The organism is Streptomyces sp. NPDC059524 (assembly GCF_042749255.1).
Taxonomy (GTDB): domain Bacteria; phylum Actinomycetota; class Actinomycetes; order Streptomycetales; family Streptomycetaceae; genus Streptomyces; species Streptomyces xanthii.
In genome coordinates this window covers 4,769-29,434 of record NZ_JBHYTK010000028.1, presented here as the reverse complement: position 1 = coordinate 29,434, position 24,666 = coordinate 4,769, and the positions used below count along the sequence as shown (strand labels likewise).

Annotated in this window: 17 protein-coding genes and 1 pseudogene; 7 read left to right on the top strand and 11 right to left on the bottom strand. The window is 73.1% G+C overall.

Going from position 1 to position 24,666, the window contains the following annotated elements:
* Nucleotides 1-203: 203 nt before the first annotated feature.
* The 4 genes from ACFW9D_RS11125 to ACFW9D_RS11110 all read left to right on the top strand — a co-directional run bounded on the left by ACFW9D_RS11125 (nucleotide 204) and on the right by ACFW9D_RS11110 (nucleotide 6,911).
* A complete protein-coding gene (locus tag ACFW9D_RS11125; protein ID WP_384620325.1) occupies nucleotides 204-908 on the top strand; it encodes a spermidine synthase in 705 nt (234 codons plus the stop codon).
* Nucleotides 909-1,002: 94 nt separating this feature from the next.
* Nucleotides 1,003-1,740 (top strand): response regulator transcription factor, encoded by a 738-nt coding sequence (locus ACFW9D_RS11120; protein WP_188336900.1) that lies wholly within the window; start codon nucleotides 1,003-1,005, stop codon nucleotides 1,738-1,740.
* Complete coding sequence (locus ACFW9D_RS11115; RefSeq protein WP_223205946.1) at nucleotides 1,737-2,870, top strand: cell wall metabolism sensor histidine kinase WalK; 1,134 nt, start codon at nucleotides 1,737-1,739, stop codon at nucleotides 2,868-2,870. Before ACFW9D_RS11120 ends, ACFW9D_RS11115 begins: the two co-directional genes overlap by 4 nt.
* A gap of 240 nt (nucleotides 2,871-3,110) precedes the next feature.
* Nucleotides 3,111-6,911 (top strand): multifunctional oxoglutarate decarboxylase/oxoglutarate dehydrogenase thiamine pyrophosphate-binding subunit/dihydrolipoyllysine-residue succinyltransferase subunit, encoded by a 3,801-nt coding sequence (locus ACFW9D_RS11110; protein ID WP_188336901.1) that lies wholly within the window; start codon nucleotides 3,111-3,113, stop codon nucleotides 6,909-6,911.
* 83 nt (nucleotides 6,912-6,994) lie between these two features.
* Here ACFW9D_RS11110 and fxsT read toward each other — a convergent pair whose 3' ends face one another.
* The 7 genes from fxsT to ACFW9D_RS11075 all read right to left on the bottom strand — a co-directional run bounded on the left by fxsT (nucleotide 6,995) and on the right by ACFW9D_RS11075 (nucleotide 18,718).
* Complete coding sequence (gene fxsT, locus ACFW9D_RS11105; protein WP_384620320.1) at nucleotides 6,995-9,955, bottom strand: FxSxx-COOH system tetratricopeptide repeat protein; 2,961 nt, start codon at nucleotides 9,953-9,955, stop codon at nucleotides 6,995-6,997.
* A gap of 137 nt (nucleotides 9,956-10,092) precedes the next feature.
* The gene (locus ACFW9D_RS11100; RefSeq protein ID WP_384620317.1) at nucleotides 10,093-11,346 is read right to left on the bottom strand and encodes an FxsB family cyclophane-forming radical SAM/SPASM peptide maturase; all 1,254 of its coding nucleotides are present in this window, start codon (nucleotides 11,344-11,346) and stop codon (nucleotides 10,093-10,095) included.
* Nucleotides 11,343-11,705: a YxD-tail cyclophane-containing RiPP peptide gene (locus ACFW9D_RS11095; protein ID WP_384620315.1), complete on the bottom strand. Its 363-nt coding sequence runs from the start codon at nucleotides 11,703-11,705 to the stop codon at nucleotides 11,343-11,345. Before ACFW9D_RS11095 ends, ACFW9D_RS11100 begins: the two co-directional genes overlap by 4 nt.
* Before the next feature lie 67 nt (nucleotides 11,706-11,772).
* Entirely contained in the window at nucleotides 11,773-15,000 is a 3,228-nt protein-coding gene (locus ACFW9D_RS11090) for an SAV_2336 N-terminal domain-related protein (RefSeq protein ID WP_384620312.1), read from the bottom strand.
* Nucleotides 15,001-15,046: 46 nt separating this feature from the next.
* The gene (locus tag ACFW9D_RS11085) at nucleotides 15,047-16,063 is read right to left on the bottom strand and encodes a MoxR family ATPase (RefSeq protein WP_188336905.1); all 1,017 of its coding nucleotides are present in this window, start codon (nucleotides 16,061-16,063) and stop codon (nucleotides 15,047-15,049) included.
* 85 nt (nucleotides 16,064-16,148) lie between these two features.
* Nucleotides 16,149-18,269 (bottom strand): trypsin-like peptidase domain-containing protein, encoded by a 2,121-nt coding sequence (locus ACFW9D_RS11080; RefSeq protein WP_384620309.1) that lies wholly within the window; start codon nucleotides 18,267-18,269, stop codon nucleotides 16,149-16,151.
* On the bottom strand, nucleotides 18,269-18,718 hold the full coding sequence (locus ACFW9D_RS11075) for a CU044_2847 family protein (protein ID WP_384620306.1): 450 nt from the start codon (nucleotides 18,716-18,718) through the stop codon (nucleotides 18,269-18,271). Before ACFW9D_RS11075 ends, ACFW9D_RS11080 begins: the two co-directional genes overlap by 1 nt.
* Before the next feature lie 197 nt (nucleotides 18,719-18,915).
* On the opposite strand from ACFW9D_RS11075, the gene ACFW9D_RS11070 reads away from it, so the two are divergent.
* Complete coding sequence (locus tag ACFW9D_RS11070) at nucleotides 18,916-19,098, top strand: DUF6104 family protein (protein WP_018571400.1); 183 nt, start codon at nucleotides 18,916-18,918, stop codon at nucleotides 19,096-19,098.
* Nucleotides 19,099-19,221: 123 nt separating this feature from the next.
* Here the strand turns inward: ACFW9D_RS11070 and ACFW9D_RS11065 are convergent, their stop codons facing one another.
* Nucleotides 19,222-20,076 carry a hypothetical protein gene (locus tag ACFW9D_RS11065; RefSeq protein WP_384620304.1) on the bottom strand — a complete coding sequence of 285 codons (855 nt, stop codon included), beginning with the start codon at nucleotides 20,074-20,076 and terminating at the stop codon, nucleotides 19,222-19,224.
* Nucleotides 20,077-20,267: 191 nt separating this feature from the next.
* On the opposite strand from ACFW9D_RS11065, the gene ACFW9D_RS11060 reads away from it, so the two are divergent.
* Both ACFW9D_RS11060 and ACFW9D_RS11055 read left to right on the top strand, forming a co-directional pair.
* Complete coding sequence (locus tag ACFW9D_RS11060) at nucleotides 20,268-21,152, top strand: DUF4097 domain-containing protein (RefSeq protein WP_384620302.1); 885 nt, start codon at nucleotides 20,268-20,270, stop codon at nucleotides 21,150-21,152.
* Between the two features lies 1 nt (nucleotide 21,153).
* Nucleotides 21,154-22,380 (top strand): helix-turn-helix transcriptional regulator, encoded by a 1,227-nt coding sequence (locus tag ACFW9D_RS11055; RefSeq protein ID WP_384620299.1) that lies wholly within the window; start codon nucleotides 21,154-21,156, stop codon nucleotides 22,378-22,380.
* 135 nt (nucleotides 22,381-22,515) lie between these two features.
* Here ACFW9D_RS11055 and ACFW9D_RS11050 read toward each other — a convergent pair.
* The 3 genes and pseudogenes from ACFW9D_RS11050 to ACFW9D_RS11040 form a co-directional block, all read right to left on the bottom strand.
* Nucleotides 22,516-23,067: pseudogene (locus tag ACFW9D_RS11050) on the bottom strand (Clp protease N-terminal domain-containing protein); the annotation flags it as partial.
* A complete protein-coding gene (locus ACFW9D_RS11045) occupies nucleotides 23,067-23,276 on the bottom strand; it encodes a helix-turn-helix domain-containing protein (RefSeq protein ID WP_384620296.1) in 210 nt (69 codons plus the stop codon). The pseudogene ACFW9D_RS11050 and the gene ACFW9D_RS11045, both read right to left, overlap by 1 nt.
* A gap of 108 nt (nucleotides 23,277-23,384) precedes the next feature.
* Nucleotides 23,385-24,347, bottom strand: a complete 963-nt coding sequence (locus ACFW9D_RS11040) for a zinc-binding dehydrogenase (protein WP_384620293.1) — start codon at nucleotides 24,345-24,347, stop codon at nucleotides 23,385-23,387.
* Nucleotides 24,348-24,666 lie beyond the last annotated feature (319 nt).

Here is a 24,666-nt window from a genome sequence, read left to right as displayed (position 1 = left end):
GCGGGCCCCTCCGCCCGGCGCGAAGGGCGCGGCGGCGCCCCGGCGTGCGTGCCGGGCGTGCGGCCCCGCGCGTCCGGTACGAGGGATCGCGCCCGCCGGGCGAACGGCGGGACTGACCGGTCACGGCCCGGGTGCTCCCTGCCCCTGCTGGCGACCGGCGAGGTCCGCCGATCGCCCCCGGCGGAGCGGGGTGATCCGGAAGAATGGGCCGCATGACGACCACGACGAGCCCGTTCCCGTCCGATCCACCCGTCGTCCTGGACCGCCGCGAAGGCCCTTTCGGCGAGGTCGTGCTGCGCCGCCACGGCGACCTGCTCCAGATCATCGCGAACGGCACCTTCCTCATGGACACCTCCGACGGCCGCTCGGAGCGGCTGCTGGTCGACGCGGCGCGGGACGCGCTCGGCGCGGAATGTGAGGGTCCCCACGTCCTGATCGGCGGTCTCGGCGTCGGCTTCTCCCTGGCGCACGCCGCGGCCGACCCGTTCTGGGGCCGGATCACCGTCGTCGAGCGCGAGCCGGCGATCATCCGCTGGCACCGCGAGGGACCGCTGCGCGAGCTGTCCGCGCGGGCTCTGGCCGACCCCCGTACGGAGATCGTCGAGGCCGACCTCGTGCGGCATGTACACGCCGCCGCAGAGCGCTACGACGCCCTCTGCCTGGACATCGACAACGGCCCGGACTGGACCGTCACCGAGGACAACGGGAGCCTCTACTCACCGGCCGGTCTGTCCGCCTGCAAATCCCTGCTGAACCCCGGCGGGGTGCTCGCGGTGTGGTCCGCGCAGCCCTCCGGGGATTTCGAAGAAACCTTGTGGAATGCCGGATTCCGGGGGGTCCGCACCGAAGAGATCCCCGTTGTCCGAGGCGTACCCGACGTGGTGCACCTCGCAGTACGGGCCGCGTAGCCGACCGGCGGTAACTCCCCGTAGGCTGGCGCCCGAAACCCAGATCATTCAAGCGTCAAGCGCGTCACGACGGCGTGCATTCAGGGGCGGGGCGATGGAGCAGACACACACCTCCCACAACGGCAGCACGGCGACCCCGGGTGCCCAGCGACGGGTCCTCGTGGTGGAGGACGATCCCACGATCGTGGACGCCATCGCCGCCCGGCTGCGGGCCGAGGGATTCCTCGTGCAAACCGCACAGGACGGTCCGGCGGCGGTCGACACGGCGGAGGCCTGGCAGCCCGACCTGCTGATCCTCGACATCATGCTGCCCGGCTTCGACGGGCTCGAGGTCTGCCGCCGCGTGCAGGCACAGCGACCGGTACCGGTCCTGATGCTGACCGCGCGCGACGACGAGACGGACATGCTCGTCGGGCTCGGCGTGGGCGCCGACGACTACATGACCAAGCCGTTCTCCATGCGGGAGCTCGCGGCCCGCGTGCACGTGCTGCTGCGCCGGATGGAGCGGGCCGCGCTCGCCGCGGCCACCCCGCGCAGCGGCATCCTCCGGCTCGGCGAGCTGGAGATCGACCACGCGCAGCGCCGCGTGCGCGTGCGCAGCGAGGACGTGCACCTCACGCCCACCGAGTTCGACCTGCTGGTCTGCCTGGCGAACACGCCGCGCGCGGTCCTCTCCCGCGAGCAGCTGCTCGCCGAGGTGTGGGACTGGGCGGACGCCTCGGGCACCCGCACCGTCGACAGCCACATCAAGGCGCTGCGCCGGAAGATCGGCGCGGAGCGCATCCGCACCGTGCACGGTGTCGGGTACGCCCTGGAGACGCCGACGCCATGAGCTCAGGCGACCGGCCGCCGCACACGCGGGGCCACCGGCCGCCGCTCAATCCGGGCTGGGCGTCCGGCGGCCTGCGGCCGTTCTCGATCAAGGCGAAGCTCGGCACCCTGGTCGTCGTCTCCGTCTTCATCACCACGGGCCTGCTCATGGTGGCGATGTACACGGCGACGGAGCTGCGCTTCATCACCGTGTTCTCGATCATCGCGACGCTGCTGATCACGCAGTTCGTGGCGCACTCGCTGACCGCGCCGCTCGACGAGATGAACACGGTCGCCCGGTCGATCTCCAACGGCGACTACACCCGCCGGGTGCGGGGCGCCGACCGCCGTGACGAGCTGGGCGACCTCGCGGTGACGATCAACCGCATGGCCGACGAGCTGGCCGCGCAGGACCAGCACCGCAAGGAACTCGTGGCGAACGTCTCGCACGAGCTGCGCACCCCCATCGCGGGCCTGCGCGCGGTCCTGGAGAACGTGGTGGACGGCGTCATGGCCGCCGACCCCGAGACGATGCGCACGGCGCTCAAACAGACGGAGCGGCTCGGCCGGCTCGTCGAGACGCTGCTCGACCTGTCCCGGCTCGACAACGGTGTGGTCCCGCTGAAGGCCCGCCGCTTCGAGGTCTGGCCGTATCTGTCCGGTGTGCTCAAGGAAGCGAACATGGCCGTGTCGCAGCGCGCGGGCATCGCCTCCGGCTCCGGCACCCACACCCGTACGGACGTCCATCTGCACCTGGACGTGACGCCGCCGGAGCTGACCGCGTACGCGGACCCGGAGCGCATCCACCAGGTCGTGGCGAACCTCATCGACAACGCGGTGAAGCACTCCCCGCCGCACGGCCGCGTCACCGTACGGGCCCGGCGCGGGCCCTATCCGCAGTCCCTGGACCTGGAGGTCCTCGACGAGGGACCCGGCATCCCGGAGTCCGAGTGGCACCGGGTCTTCGAGCGCTTCAACCGGGGCGACGCGAGCGACAACACCAAGGGCAAGGGGGACGGCGGCACCGGTCTCGGCCTCGCCATCGCCCGCTGGGCCGTGGAGCTGCACGGCGGCCGGATCGGCGTGGCCGAATCGACGCGCGGCTGCCGCATCAAGGTCACTCTTCCGGGAGAGCCCCGCCCGCAAAGTTGACGTAGGGTTTCGGTCAGGCGGAGGTCAAGCCGCGCCGAGGCGTACCCGAACGCGCCGGGCGCGGGTCCGAGCGTACGCAAACCCCGGTTGTTTCCCGCCATTTCCCAGCCCGAAACACAAGTTCCGGTGTGACTTACGCGACGGATGCCCTGCCCGGTCTGCACTCTCCCGGGTTGGAGGCGTAGCCTTTATTCCCGCTGTCCATCACCTTGTGAGAAGCGGAAGAGGGCGGTTCACGCCGTGTCGCCACAGTCCCCCAGTAACTCGAGCATCTCCACCGAGACCGACCAAGGCGGGCAGGGCAAGGACCCTGCCTCGGCCTTCGGCCCCAACGAGTGGCTCGTCGACGAGATCTATCAGCAGTACCTCCAGGACCCGAATTCGGTTGACCGAGCCTGGTGGGACTTCTTCGCCGACTACAAGCCCGGTGCCGCAGCCGCGGGGGCTGCGCCGACCGAGCCGGCCGCGAAGCCCGCCCCGGCCGCCCCCGTGCCTGCCCCGCAGGCGGCCGCCACTCCGGCCCCGGCTCCCGCGCAGTCCGCCGCCGCAGCTCCCGCACAGGCTGCCGCCGCGCCCGCCGCGAAGCCCGCGCCCGCCGCCGCGAAGCCGGCCGCCGCCGCACCTGCCACTCCTGCACCGAAGAAGGCTGAACCCGTGACGACCGAGGCCCCCGCCGGCCCCGAGTTCGTGACGCTGCGCGGTCCCGCCGCCGCCGTCGCGAAGAACATGAACGCGTCCATCGAGGTCCCCACGGCCACGTCCGTGCGTGCCGTCCCGGTGAAGCTGCTGTTCGACAACCGCATCGTCATCAACAACCACCTCAAGCGCGCCCGCGGCGGGAAGATCTCCTTCACGCACCTCATCGGGTACGCGATGGTGCAGGCCATCAAGGCCATGCCGTCGATGAACTACTCCTTCCAGGAGAAGGACGGCAAGCCGACGCTGGTCAAGCCGGACCACGTGAACTTCGGTCTGGCCATCGACCTGGTGAAGCCGAACGGCGACCGCCAGCTCGTCGTCGCCGGCATCAAGAAGGCCGAGACGCTGAACTTCTTCGAGTTCTGGCAGGCCTACGAGGACATCGTCCGCCGCGCCCGCGACGGCAAGCTGACGATGGACGACTTCTCCGGTGTCACGGTCTCCCTGACCAACCCGGGCGGCCTCGGCACCGTCCACTCCGTGCCGCGCCTGATGCCCGGACAGTCGGTCATCATGGGCGTCGGCTCGATGGACTACCCGGCCGAGTTCCAGGGCACCTCCCAGGACACGCTGAACAAGCTCGGCATCTCGAAGGTCATGACGCTCACGTCGACCTACGACCACCGGGTCATCCAGGGCGCCGCCTCCGGCGAGTTCCTGCGCATCGTCGCCAACCTCCTCCTCGGGGAGAGCGGCTTCTACGACGAGATCTTCAAGGCCCTGCGCATCCCCTACGAGCCGGTCCGCTGGCTCAAGGACATCGACGCCTCGCACGACGACGACGTCACCAAGGCGGCGCGCGTCTTCGAGCTGATCCACTCCTACCGGGTCCGCGGCCACGTCATGGCCGACACCGACCCGCTGGAGTACCGCCAGCGCAAGCACCCCGACCTGGACATCAACGAGCACGGGCTCACCCTGTGGGACCTGGAGCGCGAGTTCGCCGTCGGCGGCTTCGCCGGCAAGTCGATGATGAAGCTGCGCGACATCCTCGGTGTGCTGCGCGACTCGTACGTCCGCACCGTCGGCATCGAGTTCATGCACATCCAGGACCCGAAGCAGCGCAAGTGGATCCAGGACCGTGTCGAGCGCCCGCACGCCAAGCCGGAGCGCGAGGAGCAGCTGCGCATCCTGCGCCGGCTGAACTCGGCGGAGGCCTTCGAGACCTTCCTGCAGACGAAGTACGTCGGCCAGAAGCGCTTCTCGCTGGAGGGCGGCGAGTCCGTCATCCCGCTGCTCGACGCCGTACTGGACTCGGCCGCCGAGGCCCGCCTCGACGAGGTCGTCATCGGCATGGCCCACCGCGGCCGGCTGAACGTCCTCGCCAACATCGTGGGCAAGTCGTACGCGCAGATCTTCCGCGAGTTCGAGGGCAACCTCGACCCGAAGTCGATGCACGGCTCCGGCGACGTGAAGTACCACCTGGGCGCCCAGGGCACCTTCACCGGCCTGGACGGCGAGCAGATCAAGGTCTCGCTGGCCGCGAACCCGTCCCACCTGGAGACGGTCGACCCGGTCATCGAGGGCATCGTCCGCGCCAAGCAGGACATCATCAACAAGGGCGGCACGGACTTCACGGTCCTGCCGGTCGCCCTGCACGGCGACGCGGCCTTCGCGGGCCAGGGCGTCGTGGCCGAGACGCTGAACATGTCGCAGCTGCGCGGCTACCGCACGGGCGGCACGGTCCACATCGTCATCAACAACCAGGTCGGCTTCACCGCCGCCCCGGAGTCCTCGCGCTCCTCCATGTACGCCACCGACGTGGCCCGCATGATCGAGGCGCCGATCTTCCACGTGAACGGCGACGACCCCGAGGCCGTCGTCCGCGTTGCCCGTCTGGCCTTCGAGTTCCGCCAGGCGTTCAACAAGGACGTCGTCATCGACCTCATCTGCTACCGCCGCCGCGGTCACAACGAGTCGGACAATCCGGCGTTCACGCAGCCGCTGATGTACGACCTGATCGACAAGAAGCGCTCGGTGCGCAAGCTCTACACCGAGTCCCTCATCGGTCGCGGCGACATCACGCTGGAAGAGGCCGAGCAGGCGCTGCAGGACTTCCAGGGCCAGCTGGAGAAGGTCTTCACCGAGGTCCGCGAGGCCGTGTCGGCTCCGGTCGAGGCGCACGTCCCGGACGCGCAGGCCGAGTTCCCGGTGGCCGTGACGACCGCGATCTCCCAGGAGGTCGTCAAGCGCATCGCCGAGTCCCAGGTCAACATCCCCGACAACGTCACGGTGCACCCGCGTCTGCTGCCGCAGCTGCAGCGCCGTGCCTCGATGATCGAGGACGGGACGATCGACTGGGGCATGGGCGAGACCCTCGCCATCGGCTCCCTCCTCCTGGAGGGCACCCCGGTCCGCCTGTCCGGCCAGGACTCGCGCCGCGGCACCTTCGGCCAGCGCCACGCGGTGCTGATCGACCGTGAGACGGGCGAGGACTACACCCCGCTGCTGTACCTCTCCCCCGACCAGGCCCGCTACAACGTCTACGACTCGCTGCTCTCCGAGTACGCGGTCATGGGCTTCGAGTACGGCTACTCGCTGGCGCGTCCCGAGTCCCTCGTGATGTGGGAAGCCCAGTTCGGTGACTTCGTCAACGGCGCGCAGTCGGTCGTCGACGAGTACATCTCGGCCGCCGAGCAGAAGTGGGGCCAGACGTCCGGCGTCACCCTGCTCCTCCCGCACGGCTACGAGGGCCAGGGCCCGGACCACTCCTCGGCCCGCGTCGAGCGCTTCCTGCAGCTCTGCGCGCAGAACAACATGACGGTCGCGATGCCGACCCTCCCGTCGAACTACTTCCACCTCCTGCGGTGGCAGGTGCACAACCCGCACCACAAGCCGCTGGTCGTCTTCACCCCGAAGTCGATGCTGCGCCTCAAGGCCGCCGCGTCGAAGGTGGAGGAGTTCACCTCGGGCGGCTTCCGTCCGGTCATCGGCGACGAGTCCGTCGACCCGAACGCGGTGCGCAAGGTCGTCTTCGTGGCGGGCAAGCTGTACTACGACCTGGAGGCCTCGCGGGTCAAGAACGGTGTCACCGACACCGCGATCATCCGCGTCGAGCGTCTCTACCCGCTGCCGGGTGCCGAACTCCAGGCGGAGATCGCCAAGTTCCCGAACGCGGAGAAGTACATCTGGGCCCAGGAGGAGCCGGCGAACCAGGGTGCCTGGCCGTTCATCGCGCTCAACCTGATCGACCACCTGGACCTGGCGGTCGGCGCCGACGTCCCGCACGGTGAGCGCCTGCGCCGCATCTCGCGGCCGCACAGCTCGTCCCCCGCGGTCGGCTCGGCCAAGCGCCACCAGGCGGAGCAGGAGCAGCTGGTCCGCGAGGTCTTCGAGGCGTAACCCTCCCCCTCTCGGCAACCAGTCGGGCCCGGCACCCTCAGGGGTGCCGGGCCCTTCCGCGTTCCCGCTCCGCGCCGCAGCCGCTAGACCGGCTGGGGTTCGAAGTCCCAGTACGGGCGCTGGCGGCGGCGGACGCTGACGGTGTGGGGGTGCTGGTCGCCCAGTGTCTCGGCGAGCACCCGGATCACTTCCTGCTCCTTCTCCCCCGCTTCCTTTCCGCGCCGCAGCAGGCGCAGGTCGGTGGCGTGGGCCGCCCAGGCTGAGAGGGTCAGGGGGTGCCGGGACCCCAGCACCGCCTCGGCACCGGTGGCGGCCTCCAGACTCAGCTCGGCGGCACCGTCGACGTCGCCGGCCAGGGCGCGGGCGCCGGAGGTGTTGACGCAGCAGCCGATCGTCCACGGATGCCGCTCGCCCACGGCCACGCGCATCCTCGACAGCGCCCTCTCGGACAGGTGCAGCGACTCGTCCCGTTCACCGAACTCGGCCATCACCAGGGCCAGGTTGCCGAGGACTCCCGCCGAGAACGGGTGTCCGTCGCCGAGCAGCGTGGTGTGTCCGGTCGCGGCGCGCTCGGCGAGTTCCCTGGCCCGGCTGGGGTCGCCGTGGGAACGCTGCAGGCTCGCGTAGTCGGCGAGCACGGACAGTGTGTCGGGGTGTTCGGGACCGTGGACCTGCTCGGAGCGCAGCAGCACGGTCTGCAGGAGCGTCTCGGCCTTCTGGTACTCGCCGGAGCGGCGCAGACAGAGCGCGAGGCTGTGCTCGGCGCGCAGGGTCTGGGGGTGGTGCAGGTCCATGATCTGGTGGTGGACCAGGACCGTCTGTTCCTGGGTGGAGAGCGCGTCGTCGTACTTGCCGAGCCAGCGCAGGAGGCTGGCGCAGACGGTACCGCTCTCCAGGGTGGAGGGGTGGCGGGCTCCCAGGACCTGCTCACGGATCTTCAGCTCGGCCCGCTCGATGGCGAGCGACTCCTCGTAGTTGCCCAACTGTCCGAGGACCGCGGCGTAGTTGAGCTGCTGGTCGAGCGTGCGGGGGTGCCGCTCCCCCAGGAGGACCCGGTAGGCGTCCCACACCTCCTTGAAGAGGTCGCGCGCTTCTTCGTAGGAGGCCAGTGCCCACAGGGAGCCGCCGAGCCCCTGCTTGGCGAGCAGGAGGTCGTTGCTGTCGGGAGCGTGCTCCTGGAGCAGTGCCACCGAGTTGCGTCCCGCCGCCTCCGCCTCGCGGTAGCGGCCGACCCTGCGCAGCATGATCGCGTGGTAGTAGTCGAGCCGCAGCAGGTTGCGGTCGGTCGGGCGGAAGCGCTGCTGCCAGCGGGGCAGCGCTTTGCGGATCAGTTCGAGCCCGGCCGAGTACTCCCCGCGTACGCGGAGGTAGTTGATGCAGTCGAGAATCAGCGACTGCACGTCGCTGTCGCCGCTGTCGAAGGCCCCCGCGTGATCCAGGTGGGGGATGATCTGCGCGTAACGCTCCCACAGGCGCGTGTCGTTGGGGTTGCGCGGCGATGCGCTGACCAGGACTCGGCAGGCGGCCGCGGCGGCCTGTTCGCGCTCGGACTCGGGCATGCCGGTGCGCAGGTAGCTGTGGTACAGGTGGTGCATCTGGACGCTCTCGACGCCCTGGTCGACGCGGGTGTCGGCGGCCGGGTAGTCCATGCGCATGACCGCGGTGGCCTCGTTGAGCCGGCGCAGGTTGGTGTGCCAGCCGATGGGGTCGGCGGTGAGGGCTTCGAGGTGGGCGGGCAGGTCGCCGGGGCGGGCGGACTGGATGAGGCCGACCGGGATGGCGTCCGGGGAGAAGAAGCCGAAGATCTTGAGGAGTTCGGCCGCGTCGGGGTGCTTCTCACGCAGCATGTTCTGGGTGAGGGACCAGCTGGTCCAGACGCTCTTCTGGTAGTCGTCGTCGACGAAGCTGAGACCGAACTCGTTGGGGCGGCCGCTGAGGATGCTGTCGATGTACGGCTCGACGGGCATCGTCTCGTTGATGGCGAGCCAGGACGCGGTCTGGTTGACGAGAAGCGGGAGGTCCTGGACGGCCGCCGCGAGGGCGTCGGCCTGTTCCATGGTCAGGCGTGGCGCGCGGCGGCAGGCGAACGCGACGCTCTCGCGCCGGGTGAAGGGGTGGACCTCGATCTCCTGGGTGCGGCTGAAGGCCGACCAGTCCCGGGTGAGCGTGGTGATGAGGACGTGTCCCGGTCCGTCGGGGAGCAGGTTCTCGATGCCGTCGACGTTGTCGGCGCCGTCGAAGATGAGCAGCCAGTTCCGGTACGGGGTGCCGCTGCGCAGGGCGCTCTGGACGGCGCGGATCCGGTCACCGGTCTCGCGTCCCGCGGGCAGGTTCAGCCGGGTGGCGAGTTCGGCCAGCTGTTCGCGCGCGGTGCCGGGATAACCGGAGTTGACCTGCCAGACGATGTCGTACTCGTTGCGGAAGCGGTACGCGTACTCGCGGCCGATCTGGGTCTTGCCGACGCCGGAGATGCCGCGCAGGACGCAGCGTTCGCCCTCACTGTCCAGGAAGACCGAGTGGATGCGTTCGAGGATCTCGTCGCGGCCGGTGAAGCGCTCGTTGCGGGGCGGGACGTTCCACTGGGCCTGGTCGTCGTTGGGGAAGCGGGGGCCGCCGCTGTCTCCGTCCTCGGCGGGGCGCGGCCGCTCGATGCCGACGCGGCGCATCAGCCGGCGCCCGGCCTCGCGGGCACTGAGACCGAGCAGGCTGACCGGGGCCAGGGCGGCCGTCGCGGCGGGCAGGGCGCCGGTCGAGACGTTGACGGCGACGAAGCGGTCGGCGTGTGCGGCGACGACCTCGCGAAGGGCTTCGGTCCACTCCTCCGCAGGGCGCGGGCCGAGCCCGAAGTACCAGTCGTCCAGCACGAGCAGAACCCGCCCGGGTGCCTCGAGCAGTCCGGTGAGCGCATCGACCAGCGATGTCTCCAGCTCGGGGTCCCAGCGCAGCATCGCGGTGCCGATGCCCTGCCGTTCGAGCTGGTGCGCGATCCAGGCTGCCCAGGGACGGCTGGATCCGGCGTGACTGATGGTGATGAACTCGGCCATGCGACCGTCTCCCTGTCCTGCGCTGTGCTGCGAACGAATGGGCGTGCGAGGTGGATCGGGGGCTGCTGGCACCGTAATTCATGGGTGGCCGGCAGATCTGACGAAGCGTCGGCCGTGTCGGGATTCGGCCGGAAAGGCTAGGGCGAGGTACCGATCTCGGCCTGGACCCTGGCGGAGATGTGGCGTATGAGCCGGGCCATGTCGGCGCAGTAGACCGTGGGGTGACGGAAGCCGCTGCGGGTCAGGAAGCGGTGGGCGTAGTTGCCGCCGCCGCAGACGTCGACGAGCGGGCAGGCCCGGCACTCCCGGCCGAGGGCGTCCCGGCCCAGGTGCCGGGCGGCGATGCCCGGGTGGTCGAGCGCCTCGTCGAAGCTGTGGCGGTGCACGTCCAGGCCCGTGACGGGGGCGCCCTCGTACGTCGTCTTGAGCGAGTCGACCTGCTCGATGGCGCCGTCGGTGTCGACGACGACGGCGGCGACCGGCGAGAGGCCGACCACCTCCGTGGCGCTGGGCTGGCCGAGGAGCAGGGCGATGATCTCGGCGAACAGCCGGATGCGGACGGCGGGGCCGGGGTTCGCCCACCACAGGTCGAAGGCATCGGCGAGCCAGTCCCCGTACGGGGCCGGCCGTCGGTGCGGGAAGCCGAGGGCACCGGGGTCCGCCGGGGCGACGCCCGCCGGGGGGATGCTCCAGTTGTTGTGCGGGAGCAGCAGGTCGAGGCCGGGTGGGCGCAGTTCGAGGAGCGAGCGCAGCACGTCCGCGGGGTCGTTGGCGAGGTCGATGGTGCACAGGACGCCGGCGAAGGTCTCGGGCCTGCGCGCGAGGAGCCGTGCGGCGCGCGAGGCGGCGGGCCAGGAGGAACGGCCGCCGCGGAACGTCCGCAGCCGGTTGTGTGCCGCGGTCCCGCCGTCGAGGCTGAGGCCGACCCGGATGCCGGCCGCGGCGAGGGCGTCGAGGGCGCTCTCGGTGAGCAGCGTCCCGTTGGTCTGGACGCCCACGTCGACCTGGCAGTCCGCGGGCACCGCCCGGCGCACGGCGGCGGCGTAGCGCACGAGCGGCGCCGGGCCGCCGAGCAGGGGCTCACCGCCGTGCAGGTCGATCCGCACGTACGGCAGCCGGTGGGTGCGGGCGTGCTCGGCGATCCGTTCGGCGGTGCGCCGCACGGTCTCGTCGGCGACCTGGGCCGGACGGTCCTGCCAACTGGTGTCGGCCCCCTCGTAGATGTAGCAGTACGAGCAGGCGAGATTGCAGCGGCTGTGCACCTTCAGGACGAACTGGCGGAACGGCACCGGCCGGACCCCGGAGCGCCGCAGGGCGGGAACGTCGAGGTCCTGGAGGGGCCAGGGGGCGAGCAGGTCCGTCGGTGCCGCCGACGGTTCCCCGGTACTCACCGTGAGACCTGGGTGTCACCGTCGGCTCCGTCCCCGTACACCGCCACCGTCCGCTCGGCGGTCCTCGGCCGCGCGATCAGCCCGTCGAGGACGGACGCGAGGACCGGATGGTCGCTGCGTCCCCGCAGCTCCGTCAGATCCAGCCCGGCGTAGTCCGGCAGAGGTGCGGCAAGGCCGTTGCCGTCCGGGCAGTCGTCGTACATCGCCACGGTCCGCCCCGCCGTCCGGGGCCGCGCGATCAGCCCCTCGATCACCGCCCCCAGCACCGGATGATCGCTCCGCCCCCGCAGCTCCGCCAGGTCCAGCCCCGCGTAATCCGGCAGGGACCCACTGGGCTCGCTCGCGGCCGGGCTCAGCACATCGCCTCCTCGTGACAATCGGCTAAGCGGGCATGCCCCGGGGCCCGGTGAGGAAAACACCGGGGGGTCACTGCGTGCCGTCCAGCCGCCGGATCCGGTCATCCGTGCGACGCACCTCGGTCGGGTCGGCCCCCGGGGTGCGGGCCCAGCGTTCGCGGGCCGCGCGGTAGAGGGCCAGGGCGCGGGTGGGGCCGGCGAGGAACTCCAGGACCTCGGCGCGGCCGTGGAGGGCCCGCGCCGCGGTGCGGGGATCGCGGGCTGCCTCGGCCTCCTGGGCGGCGCGCGCGTACGCCTCGTCGGCCCGGACCCACTCCTCGCGCTCCCGGGTGTGCCGGGCCAGGAGCCCGTGCAGGCCTCCGAGTTCGAGCCAGGCGGCGGCGCGCAGGGCCGGCACCTCGGTGTCCCTCAGTGCCTGGTCGAGGGTCCAGCACGCCTCGTACAGGTCGGCGATCATGGATTCCGCGCCGTAGCGCCGGCGCAGGGCGGCCGCCAGCAGGAGGCGGCGTTCCACGGCCGAGGGATGACTCGGCGCGGTGTCGGCCACGGCCTCGCGCAGGCTGTTGACCGCTTCGGAAACCCGGTTGGGGTCCTCGGACTCGTCGTGGGCGCGCTGGGACTCCAGCAGCATCTGCCCGTACGAGACGAGCAGCTCGGCTCGCTGGGGGTCGCCCGGTCGTAACAGACTCAGTGCCCGCTTCATCTCCGCCTCGGCCGCGTCGGTGTCCGCCTGGTCGCTGTCACTGTCTCTGTCGCTGTTCCACATCAGCAGTGCGAGTCGTCCGCGCGCCGCGGCCTCGAGCGGGGTGTCGCTCTCGGTCCGTGCCGCGTCGGCGGCTCGCTTCAAGACTGCCCTCTCTGACTCCGATGCGAACGGAGCATCGCTCAGCGCATGTGAGGTCGCCAGGTCGAGGAGGACCCGGGCGAGGGGATTTGCCGCGCCGTCCGCGCCCCCGACGCGCTCCACTCCCGCGGTGAGCGCCGCCGCCGCCCGCATCGCGAGACGGCGCCGTTCCGCGGAGTCGGGGAGGGCGTGCAGGGCGCATCGGAGCAGGGCGCGGCCGAGGGCGAACCAGAGTTCGGCGGGTGGGCTGCCGTCCGGCCAGCGCTCGGTGAGGCGGCTCAGGACGCGGACGGAGCGGTCGAGGTGGGTGAGGTCGTCGTCGGGCGAGCGGTCGAGGCGGCTGTCGACGACGGCGGTGTGGAGCACGGCGCAGGACAGGCGGGTGGCGGCGGTCAGGCCCGGGAGGTAGAGGGCGAGTTCGAGCTGGGCCAGGGCCTCGTCGACGAGGTGCTCCCCGTGCTCCCGCAGCTCGGTGGACTCGGGCGGGCGGCGGCGTGCGGCCTCCGCGATCCGTTCCTCGCCCCGGGTCCGCAGCACGCGGGCGAGCGCGATGCGGGCCGCGCCGAGGGCCTCGGGGTCGGGTTCGGTCCGGGCGGCGAGGGTGTCGACCTCGCGGCGGGCGACGTCCTCGGCCTCGGCGAGGCGGCGCGGGTCGCGCCATTGCTGCCAGGCGTGCAGCAGGGCGCGGGCGTAGAGGCGGCCGCCGTCGGGGTGGCCGGTGGCGCGGGGGGTGCGCAGCAGGCGCAGGGCTTCGAGGAGGTCGTCGGCGCCGCCGTCGCTCTCGTAGCGGCGCAGGCGCTGTTCGGCGGCGCGCAGCGGGTGGCCGGGCAGTTCGAGGGCGCCGGGGAGTTCGGCGAGGCCGCGTTCGAAGTGGCGCAGGACGAGGTCGGAGACGGTGGCGAAGGGTTCGGGGACGCTGCCGGTGCCGCCGGTGGGGCGGCGTCCGGTGCCTTCGAGGTAGGCGACGACGGCGGCCGGGTAGTTGCGGGCGGCGCGGCCGAAGGTGCGTTCGATGTAGAGGGCGCAGTGTTTGAGGACGAGGGCGGCCTCGCCGGCGCTGAGCCGCTTCAGGAGCAGGGTGCGGACGCGGGGCTTGAAGTCGAACCAGGGGCCGGTGCGGGCCTCCTGCTCGCGGCCGGGCCCGTCGCCGGGCGGGCGCTGGGTGACGAGGCCGCCGAGGAGCACCTCGGCGAGTTCGGCGGGGCCGGTGCCGGGCTGCATGGTGCGCTGGACCAGCCGCATGACGGGCAGGGCGAGGGGGGCGGCGGCGAGGTGGACGGCGAGGTCGCGGGCGGTGGGCGAGGCGGTCTCGTCGAACTCCACGAGCAGCCGCTCGGCCTCGTCCTCCTCGTGACCGTCGGCGTCCGTGTCCGGTACGGGGATCCGGGCGGCGCCGTCGAGCGGTGCGGCGGCGCCGCGCAGTCGCAGTCCGCTCTCGGCCGCGACGAGCCGCGACCAGGTGCCGAGTGCGGCGGGCGTGGGCGTCAGGACGGGGACGTAGGGTCCGGCCACCGTCCTCGCGCCCCGCCTCAGCTCCCTGAACTCCAGCTGGCTGTACGGGCCTTGGCGGCGGGTGAGGGTTCCGGTGCGGGCGGGCAGGGCGGTGCGCTGCCAGAAGCGCTGCGGCAGGGGCTGGAGCACGGCGAGCGGAGCGCCGGTGACCCAGCCGCGCAGCAGCCGCTGGAAGGTGCCGTCGCGCCACAACGGCCCGGTGCAGTCGCTGAGCAGCAGGTGGACGCGCTGCCCCGAGGGGTCGGTGACCTCCTGTGCGGGGCGCAGGACGTGGCCGAGTCCCGGGCGGGCGGTGACGCCGAGGCCGGCGCCGAGCGGGTGCAGGTACTGCACGACGACGTCGCGGAAGGCGCCGACCTGGACGCAGGCGCGGCGCAGGTCGGCGAGGAGTCCGTCCCAGACGGCCATGGCGGGGGCGCCGTCCATGAGCAGGACGAGGTCGGCGGTGCGGCGCCGTACGGGCCTGCGGACGGGGCTCAACAGGCCGACAGTGGCGGTGAGTTCGGCGGTGGCGGTCTCGTCGAGCTCGCTGGGCGCGAAGAGGCCGGGCGGCCGGTAGGCGCGCAGGGGGCGCAGGGCGCGGCGCAGCGCGGGCAGGGCGGGGAGCCCGGACACGGCGGCGGCGCGGGGTGCGGCGCCGGCGGGGGCCGGGTCGGGTGCGGCCGGGCGCAGTTCGGCGAGGGTGACGGGGGCGGGGCGCGGGGCGGTCGCGGGCGGGTCCGCGGATTTGGCCGGATCCGACCGGTGCGGAGGGGGTGCCTCCGGCCGGGCGGGGGGTTCGGCGTCCGGTTCGGGGCCGCTCGGGGCGGGGGCGGAGGGCCGGGGTCCGCTGCGGGACCGGGCCGTGCCGGCGGTCCACCGGGCGAGCCAGAGGGCGTCGGCGAGCTCCCGGGTGTCGAGCGGGGTGCCTGCCTCGGCGAGGGCGCGGACGAGGCGGGTCACGGGGTCAGGAACGTGCGGGTCGGGAAGCTCGGGAGCGGGCACCCGGTCACCGCGTCCGGTCGAGGGGCCGCATCAGTTCGCCCGACAGGCGGGCGCGCGCGGCGCTGTCCGTGTCCCAGCCCGTCTGGCGCACCAGGTGGATGGCGTTGAGCAGCTGGTCGACGGCGAGCACGTCGCCGGGGTCGCGGTCGAGGAACTGGTCGATGAGCGCGGCGTGTTCGTCGTCGGCGCCCTCTCCGAAGTGGGCGCGGACCATCCCCGCGAGCCGTTCGGCGTCGGGCGGGGTCATCTCCAGCTGGATGCAGCGGCGGCGCAGCGGGGCGGGGAAGTCGCGTTCCCCGTTGCTCGTCAGGACGATGAACGGGAAGGCGCGGCAGCGCACCCGGCCGTGATGGACCGTCACCTTGGCGCCGTCGTGGGTGAGGACCTCGACGTCCGGGGCGACGTCCGCGATCCGCTCCAGCTCGGGGATGGTGAACTCGCCCTCCTCCAGCACGTTGAGCAGGTCGTTCGGCAGGTCGATGTCGCTCTTGTCGAGCTCGTCGACGAGCAGGACGCGCGGGCGGTCGTAGGCGAGCAGCGCGGTGCCGAGCGGGCCGAGCCGGATGTAGCGTCCGACGTCCGCGATGCCGGCGGCGCTGTCCTCGCCGAGCGCGGTGCGGATCTGCAGGTCCTGGAGGCGGCCGATGGCGTCGTACTGGTAGAGCCCCTCGCGCAGGATGCTGCGGCTGACGACCGGCCAGGTGAGGACCCGGCCGAGCTTCAGCTCGTACGCGACGGAGTGCGCGATGGTCGATTTGCCGCTGCCGGGCTGCCCGGTGACGAGGAGCGGTCTGCGCAGGTAGAGCGCGGCGTTGACCAGTTCGCGCTCCTCCGCGCCCGGCCGGTGCATCTGCGCCTGGCGGCTGCGCACCCCGAGCCGGCGGACCGAGGCGCTGTCCAGCTCGCCGGGCGAGGCGAGCGCGGGGGCGCCGTCGAAATCGCGCCAGGGCGGCGGTGGGGGCAGCCGCTCGATGTCGTCGTGCGGGGCTCCGGCGCCCCGGTAGATCAGCCACTCGCTCATGAAGGCCCCCTCCGCGACAGGCTGCCACGAAAATACCGGGCCCGCCGGGCCCTCCCATCGGATTCAAGTCGGCGTGAAGGCATCGCTACGGAGGCGGTTCGAAGGGCCGGGCCGAGGCGGTGGGCAGGGGGTGGTCCGGGCTGTCGTAGAAGAGGATCAGGCCGCGCAGCCAGTCCGTGCCGGACGCGCCGCTGCGGAGTTTCCACAGGCGGCCGGGCAGGGTGCGGACGGATTCGCCGGGGCGGTCGAGGAGGGTGGTGACGCCCTCGTGGAAGCCGTCGCAGGCGTCGCCGCAGCCGTCCTCGTCCCCGTGTCCGTCGGCCCGCCACAGGGCGACCGGGTAGCCCAGGCCGACCGCGCGCTGGACCGCGACGTGGCCGGAGCCCGCCGTCACGCGCTGGCACAGGACCGGGACCGAGTCGTGCGGGGCGCTCTTCAGCTGGGCGCGCCGCAGCGGGGCCGGCGGGCCCGCGGGGCGCAGCAGCCGCAGCCGCTCGGCCCGGTGCAGTCCGCGCCAGCGGGCGCGCCACTGTTCGGCGACGTCGGCGGCGTCGACCAGCTGGGCGCGGCGCTCGATGTCGCGCAGCATCACGGGCCGGTCGATGCCCATGGGGCTGTGCGGCGCGCTGGGCCGGGCGTCCTCCCGTATCTCCCACTCGGCGACGGCGGCGGCGAACTCGGTGCCGGGCAGGGCCACTTCGAGAGGTACGGGATCGTCGTCGGCCCGGGTCGCGTCGGCGGCCTCCAGGACGCCGACGAGTGCGTCGAGCGCGCTCTCGCGGGCCTGCGCGAAGGGCTGTCCGTCGGTGGGCGGCGTCCGGGCGAGCTCCCAGCGGCCGTCCTCGTAGCCCTTGTAGAGGGACCAGACGTACTGCTGCACCTCCTCCTCGCCCTCGTCGAAGTACGGGGTGGAGGGGGCGTGGTCGAACTCCAGGAGGACGGCGCGCGGGCGCGGGCGCAGGGTGCCGAGCTGTCCGCGCTGCTTGGCGTCCAGGGCGTGGCCGCGCTTCATGACGGACTCGTAGAGCTCACGCGCGCGTGCCGCCGCCTCCGGTTCGGCGGAGTGCTTGGAGATCCACTTCGCCACGAGGACGAGGTAGCTGAGGTGGACGGCGAGGTCGCCCTCGCCGCCGAAGCCGTGCAGCATGCCGAGTCCGTCGCGCCAGCCGACGGGGGCGACGGAGTGGGCCACGGTCCGGTCCAGGGCCTCGGCCGCGAGTTCGCGCACGGTCGCGGAGGTGCTGGGCGGGGGCATCGCGCCGAGCTGGTGCAGGGCCTCCAGGCGGTCGAGCACACCCCAGGAGCCGCGCCGCCTGGGCAGGGCGCGCTGGGCGTCGACCCAGGTGGGTTCGCCGTTGCCGTGCTCGGGGTGCTGGCGGTGCCAGTGCCAGTCGTCGTGGCGCCGCATCAGCTCCTCGTACGGGTCGGGGCCGAGGTCGGGGGCGCCGTCGAGGTGCGCGGCGGCGGTCAGCGCGCGCAGGCCGCTCACGGCGACGGCGATCCCGGAGCCGCCCTCCCGAAAGCGCGCCTTGACGACACCGACGATCTCGCCGCGCTCCAGGTCGACGAGCGGCCCGCCGGAGGTGCCGGGGCGCATGTCGGCCCGCAGCTCGAACTTGATCCGGGTGCCGGTCGTGCCGCCGTAGCCGCACGAGAGGCTCTCGGGTTCGCTGTGGCCGGGCACGCCGGAGGGGTGTGCGAAGCGGCCGACGATGCCGCCGCTGCCGAACTCGCCCGGCGGCCGGTCGGTGAGCCAGGCGCAGCGCTCCCGGTCCATCGGGTCGAGCAGGGCGACCAGCGCCAGGTCCGGGCCGCTCCTGTCGGTGTCCGGGGCCGCCCTGTCGGCCTCGGACACGAGGAGGTCGGTGGCGCTGTCGGGGCCGTGCGGGCCGGACCGGGCGGCCCGGGGCAGCGGCATGGAGTACGCGACCCGGCCGCGCAGCACCCGTCCGTCCACGTGGACGCCGACGTCGGTGCCGTCGGGGCGCACGGCGCGGCGGGCACGCCGCCCCGGCCCGTCGACCAGCACGTGCGCGCAGGTCAGCACCCAGCCGGGGGCCACGAGGAAGCCGCTGCCCCACAGGGCGCGCGAGCCGCGCTGGGCGACGATCGGCAGCCCGTCGTCGGAGGGCGGCGGCGCCCCGAGCCCTACGGTCGCCTCCTCGGTCAGCTGCCACAGCTCGCCGCGGTCCGGAGCGGTCGCCATCAGGCCCTGGCCCGGCTGTCGCCCTCCTCGGCACCGTCGCCCGGGGCGGGGCCCGGCACGGGTGCCGGGCCCGCGTCGGTGTCGGCGGCGGCGCGGCGGGAGGCCCGGCGGTCGGCGTGGTGCCAGGTCAGGGTGATCGACAGATTGGCCTTAGCCTCGCCGTCGGCGAGCACCGCGACGGCCTTGCCCGGCTTGGCGCTGACCTCGATGCCGAACGTCACCGCGGTCTCGTCCGGCGCGACCGCGGCCGTGGCCGTACGGACCGAGCGGGCGACGCCCTCGACGGTCTCCTTGAGACCCTCGACGCGGGTGACCACGTTCTCCCACAGGCCGACGTCCTCGTAGAGGTCGTCGTAGTCGTCCTGCCCGCCGAGGCGCGGCAGGTTCGAGGCCCGGACCCAGACCTCCGTGCCGTCCGGCAGCCGCACCGGCCGTATCGCGTCCCCCATGGCGCACTCCCCCGTCGCCGCGGCGCACCATGTCCCGTACGCCCCACCGGTATTGATGAGCCATCAGGCTAGCTCGCGGGGACGGCCGGGGCGAGAGCGCACGGTCGTCGCCCGGTGCCCGTCCGTGACCCGCCGGGCCGCGCCTATCCTGGCAGGGACAACGCACCACGAGCAGGACGAGCAGCACGGAGCACCCCTTGTACTTCACCGACCGTGGCATCGAAGAGCTGGAGAAGCGGCGCGGCGAGGAGGAGGTCACCTTCGAGTGGCTGGCCGAGCAGCTGCGGACGTTCGTCGATCTGAACCCGGACTTCGAGGTGCCGGTGGAGCGCCTGGCCACGTGGCTGGCGCGGCTGGACGACGACGAGGACGAGGAGTAGACGAGGAGTAGGGGCGAGGCAGGGCGCGGAGCGGGACGGCGGGCAGGGCCCGTCGGCGGCGGATACAGGGCCGACAGCGGCGGGTACGGGGCCGACAGCGGCGGGTACGGGGCCGGGCGGGCGTCAGTCGCGGGCCGAGCGCATCCGGTCGTACGCGAGACCGAGCGCGCCGTGCGCGAGCAGCACCGCGCCTGCCGTGAGCCAGCCCCCGCTGCGCCGGCGCAGGCCGTGCAGGGCGAGCGGGAGACCGGCGGCGAGCTGTGCGGCGGCGAGGCAGCGGGCCTTGGGGCCGCGCAGCCAGGGGCCGATGCCGGTGCCCTCGACGACGTCGAGTTCGGCGTGCATGGCGTCGCGCCAGCCGGACCAGGAGACGGGTTCGGCGTCCGGCCGGCTCCGCGCGGCCTCGCGGAGCCGGTCGGCGGGTTCGCCGGGGGTCAGGCCCGCGGGGAGGGCGAGGCCGGTGCGGCTGAGCACCGCGAGCAGGCCGAGCATCCGGGCGCGGGCGTCGGAGGCGCTGTCGGGTTCGGTGAGCGCGTCGAGCGACTGCATGTCGAGCACCGGGTCGAGGCCGAGGCGGGCGGCGAAGGTCCGCATGGCCTCGTCCTCGCCGGCCGGGGTGCCGTTCGCGAGCCACACGTAGCCGACGGGGCGGCGGAATCCGGACGCGAGCGTGAAGCCGCTGCGGTCCGCGTCCCACCACAGCGCGAGGGCCGACCAGGGTGCGCCGACGGCGAGGGCGCCGGCCCAGCCGCCGAGGATCCGCTCGATCGGTTCACCGGTGCCGTCGGTGGCGCCCGCGGCGTCTACGGTGTCCGCGCCGTCCAGCCAGGGCTTGGTCTCCGGCACGAGGACGCTCCAGCCGCGGCCGGCCTGCGCGAGGAGCATGCGTCGGCGCAGCAGATGGGCGGCGGGGCCGACCACGGCGGGTTCGGCGCGGCACAGCAGCAGGGCTCCGGCGGGTTCCGGGGACGACGACATGGGCTCACGCTAGGTCAATTTGTCAGGGTTCGGCCAGAAATGGCGGCCGGGCGGGTGGGGCGGGGAGGTGTCGCTCGTGCGGGTGAGCCCGGCGGAGCGCTGCCGCGACAGTCTTGACTTCCCGTATCCGCGATATATCGTGTTTGACAGAGGACGCGATATGGCGCGTTCACGGTGGAGGAGGTCGCACCATGCCCGAGTGGTCCGTCGCGGAGCCGCAGAAGCTCGTCTTCGACGAGCCGGTGAGGGCGCTGCATGTGCGCGTGGTGAACGGGACGGTGAACGTGGTGGGCACCGACGACCCCACCGCCCGCCTGGAGGTCTCGGAGATCGAGGGACCGCCGCTGATGGTGACCCAGCGGGACGGGGTCCTGTCGGTCGCTTACGACGACCTGCCCTGGAAGGGCTTCCTGAAATGGCTCGACCGCAGAGGCTGGCACCGCAGCGCGGTCGTCACCCTCACCGTGCCCACGGGGTCCCGGGTCGAGGTGGGCGTGGTCGGGGCCGGCGCGGTGGTCTCCGGCATCGAGGGGCACACGGAGATCAAGGGCGTCTCCGGCGACACGACGCTGGTGGGCGTCACGGGCCCGGTGCGCACGAGCACGGTCTCCGGCAGCGTGGAGGCCCAGGCGGTGACGGGCGACCTGCGGTTCAACTCGGTCTCGGGCGATCTGACGGTCGTCGAGGGCTCCGGTTCCTTCGTGAAGGCGGACACCGTCAGCGGCGCGATGATCGTGGACCTGGACCCGGCGGGCCCGACCGACGTCAGCCTGACCAGCGTGTCCGGCGAAATCGCCATCCGCATCCCGCACCCGGCGGACACGCAGGTGGAGGCGAACACGACGAGCGGCGCGGTGTCCAACGCGTTCGACGGCCTGCGCGTCTCCGGCCAGTGGGGCGCCCATAAGATCACCGGGAGGCTCGGTGCGGGCACCGGCAGCCTCAAGGCGACCACGGTCTCCGGCTCCATCGCGCTGCTGCGCCGGCCTCCGGGCGAGGACGACCCGTTCGACGGAGGGACCGGGCCGCACACCCCCGCCGACGACACCGGCGACGCTGACAAGAAGGTGCTCTGACATGCCCCCCGTCTTCGCCCACGGCCGCCTGCGCCTGTACCTCCTGAAGCTGCTCGACGAGGCGCCGCGCCACGGCTACGAGGTGATCCGGCTCCTCGAAGAGCGTTTCCAGGGGCTGTACGCGCCGTCGGCGGGCACCGTCTACCCCCGGCTGGCCAAGCTGGAGTCCGAGGGGCTCGTCACCCACACCACCGAGGGCGGCCGGAAGGTCTACGCGATCACGGACGCGGGCCGGGCCGAGCTGGCCGACCGCAGCGGGGAGCTGGCCGACCTGGAGCTGGAGATCCGCGAGTCCGTGGCCGAGCTGGCCGCCGAGATCCGCGACGACGTACGGGGCGCGGCGGGCGATCTGCGCCGCGAGGTGCGGGCCGCGACATCGAAGGCCGGCGGCACCCCGGGCACCGGGGCCGGACCGGGGCTCGGCCTCGGCGGACTGGGGGACGTGACGGACCACGAGTCCTGGCGCGCCGCCAAGGAGGAGCTGCGCCGGGCCAAGCAGGAGTGGAAGGAGCAGGCGCGGCGCGCGAAGGACGAGAGCCGCCGGGCCCGCGAGGAGGCCCAGCGGGCGCGCCGCCAGGCCAAGGAGACGCAGGACAAGGTGCGGGCGCAGGCGCAGGAGGAGTTCCAGCGCATGGCCAAGCGGGTGCAGGACCAGGTGCAGGACCACTTCGCGCGGGGCGACTGGCCGACGGGGGTCCGCGAGGGGCTGTCCGAGCTGGCCCGGGAGTTCGGCGAGTTCGGCAAGACCTTCGGTAAGGAATCGGGCCGTCCACGGCCTCAGGGGGAGGCACCGGACGGCAAGGAGAGTGCGGGCTCGGGCTCGGCCGGGGGTGCCGGCGGGGCTGCCGGTGCGGGCTCGGGCTCGGCCGGGGGCGGGGGCGGGGCCGCGGGCTCGGCTTCAGGCTCTGACGCCGGGACCGGCAGTGGGGCGGGGTCCGACGCCGAGGCCGGATCCGACAGCTCCGCGCGCTCCGGCGGCGCCGGTCCGACGTACCGTCCGGCCTCGGAGGAGATCCCGGTCGAGTACATCCCGTCCTGGGCCACGGCCGAGGACAGCACCGGCGATCCGGCCCGCGACCTGGACCGCCTCCTGGACCGGTTCCGCGACGACATCCGCGACGCGGCCCGCGACCACGGCGTCTCCCCCACTCAGCTCCAGGAGGCCCGCCGCAGACTCTCAGAGGCGGCGGCCCACATCGGGGCGGCGCTCAGGGCTCCGCGAGGGTAGGAGAGGAAGGGTGAGGCGGCCTCAGCTCGCCGCCTCCCCGCGCCCGTCCCCGCCCCCGTCCGAGTCCGGGTCTGCGTCCGGGTCTGCGTCCGGGTCTGCGTCCGGGTCTGCGTCCGGGTCCGAGGCCGCGTCCGAGGCCGCGTCCGAGTCGGAGCCGTAGAGGACCCGTTCCACCCCGGACACGGTCACGCCGTGCGCGGCCAGGACCTCCATGGGCGTGCCGGGGCGGGTCGCGAGGGCGAGGAGGAGGTGCTGGTCGCCGATGGAGCGGTCACGGTGGGCCAGGGCGATCCGCAGGGAGGACTCCAGGACGCCCTTGGCCTCCTTGGTGAACGGGCGGCGCCCGCCGAGCCGCCGCCCACCGGTCAGGGCGCCGACGCCATGGGTCTCCTCGACTCGGGAGACGATCTCGTCGAGGTCGATGCCGAGCCCGGCGAGGGCCTCGGCGTCCGCCTGTGAGAGTCCGGCCCGGCGCCGCGCCGAGGTCAGGTCCTGCCCGATCGCCGCGCGCCGCGCGTCCGTGGCGGCGCCGAGCGCGCCCAGGGCGAAGGCCGCCCGGGTGCCGCGGGCCTCCAGGAGGGCGAGCAGCAGATGCCCCTCGTCGACCTGCGGGGCGCGTTCCTGCTCGGCCTTGTCGACGGCGCCGCGCACGACATCGCGGGCGCCCTTGGTGAACCGTTCGAACATCATCGCCTCCCGTGCTTCTTGTGCACGGCCTGCCGGCTGACGCCCAGCTCGGCCGCGATCTCCTGCCACGACCAGCCCTGATGGCGCGCGCTGCGCACCTGTACCGCTTCCAGCTGTTCCAGCAGCCGCCGCAGCGCGGCGACCGCCCGCAATCCGACCCGCGGGTCGCGGGCGCCCGCCTGCTCGGCGAGATCCGTTGCCTCGGTCATGGTGTCAATGTAAGTTGACACCACCTGGCCGTCAACCCTAGTTGACACGACGGGCGCGAAGAAGGGGCGCCCACCGGGCGCCCCGTCCCCTCCCTGGACCCGATCGGGTCAGACGGTCAGGACGACCTTGCCGAAGAGGTCGCCGCCCGCCATCTTCTCGAAGCCCTCGCGGGCCCGGTCGAGCGGCAGGACCTCGTCGATCACAGGACGGAGGCCGGTCGCGGCGCAGAAGGACAGCAGGTCCTCCAGCTCGTCCTTGGAGCCCATCGTCGAGCCGACGACCTTGAGCTCCAGGAAGAAGATGCGGTTGAGCTCGGCGGCCGGCGGGTTGGGTCCGCTGGTCGCGCCGGAGATCACCAGCGTGCCGCCGGGACGGAGCGACTTCACGGAGTGGGACCAGGTCGCGGCGCCCACGGTCTCGATGACGGCGTCGACCCGCTGCGGCAGCCGCGCCCCGGACTCCAGCGCCTCGACGGCCCCGAGCTCCAGGGCCCGCTTGCGCTTGGCCTCGTCGCGGCTCGTCGCGAAGACCCGCAGCCCGGCCGCCTTGCCGAGCGCGATCGCGGCCGTGGCGACACCGCCGCCCGCGCCCTGCACGAGGACCGAGTCACCGGGGCGCACCCCGGCGTTGGTGAAGAGCATCCGGTACGCGGTCAGCCAGGCGGTGGGCAGGCAGGCGGCCTCCTCGAAGGAGAGCTCCTTCGGCTTGGGCAGCACGTTCCACTCGGGCACGGTGACCTGCTCGGCGAAGGTGCCCTGGTACTTCTCGGTGAGGATGGACCGGCGCTCGCGCGGTCCGACCCCGTGACCGGTCTCGCCGATCACCGAATGGAGCACGACCTCGTTGCCGTTCTGGTCGATCCCGGCGGCGTCGCAGCCCAGGATCATGGGCAGCACCTCCTCGCCGAGTCCGACCCCGCGCAGGGACCACAGGTCGTGATGGTTGAGAGAGGCGGCCTTGACGTTCACGGTGGTCCAGCCCGGCCGGTCGGCGGGGGCGGGCCGCTCCCCCAGCTCCAGTCCGTTCAGCGGCTGATCACGGTCGATACGGGCAGCGTAGGCGGCGAACATGGCCCCGACGATAGGCCCAGCGCCCCGGCCGGGGAACCGTCCCGCCCTGTGACACACGTCCTCTGGCGCAACGCCCCGAAGGGATCAAGCACACGGTTCCGGGAACGGAAACCGGAACGGGAACGGGAAGCGGGAGCGGTCGCAGACGCAGACGCAGACACCGGCAAGGAGACGGCCGCAGACACGGAAGAGGGGGCGCCCCGCCGGGCCGCGGCGCCCCGCCCACCAAAAATAACGGCCCGCGCGCCGCCCCCCCGGCGGGGGCCCCGGCGGCCCCGCCCCCGCCCCGGCCCCGCGCGCCGCCCCGGCCGCCCCCCCC

Bases quoted from the DNA above. Each gene is read 5' to 3' on its own strand.
- fxsT (WP_384620320.1), bottom strand. From the start codon at position 9,955: ATGGCCGAGTTCATCACCATCAGTCACGCCGGATCCAGCCGTCCCTGG.
- ACFW9D_RS11060 (WP_384620302.1), top strand. From the start codon at position 20,268: ATGCCCGAGTGGTCCGTCGCGGAGCCGCAGAAGCTCGTCTTCGACGAG.
- ACFW9D_RS11075 (WP_384620306.1), bottom strand. From the start codon at position 18,718: ATGGGGGACGCGATACGGCCGGTGCGGCTGCCGGACGGCACGGAGGTC.
- ACFW9D_RS11065 (WP_384620304.1), bottom strand. From the start codon at position 20,076: ATGTCGTCGTCCCCGGAACCCGCCGGAGCCCTGCTGCTGTGCCGCGCC.
- ACFW9D_RS11045 (WP_384620296.1), bottom strand. From the start codon at position 23,276: ATGACCGAGGCAACGGATCTCGCCGAGCAGGCGGGCGCCCGCGACCCG.
- ACFW9D_RS11120 (WP_188336900.1), top strand. From the start codon at position 1,003: ATGGAGCAGACACACACCTCCCACAACGGCAGCACGGCGACCCCGGGT.
- ACFW9D_RS11080 (WP_384620309.1), bottom strand. From the start codon at position 18,269: ATGGCGACCGCTCCGGACCGCGGCGAGCTGTGGCAGCTGACCGAGGAG.
- ACFW9D_RS11040 (WP_384620293.1), bottom strand. From the start codon at position 24,347: ATGTTCGCCGCCTACGCTGCCCGTATCGACCGTGATCAGCCGCTGAAC.
- ACFW9D_RS11085 (WP_188336905.1), bottom strand. From the start codon at position 16,063: ATGAGCGAGTGGCTGATCTACCGGGGCGCCGGAGCCCCGCACGACGAC.
- ACFW9D_RS11125 (WP_384620325.1), top strand. From the start codon at position 204: ATGGGCCGCATGACGACCACGACGAGCCCGTTCCCGTCCGATCCACCC.
- ACFW9D_RS11115 (WP_223205946.1), top strand. From the start codon at position 1,737: ATGAGCTCAGGCGACCGGCCGCCGCACACGCGGGGCCACCGGCCGCCG.
- ACFW9D_RS11055 (WP_384620299.1), top strand. From the start codon at position 21,154: ATGCCCCCCGTCTTCGCCCACGGCCGCCTGCGCCTGTACCTCCTGAAG.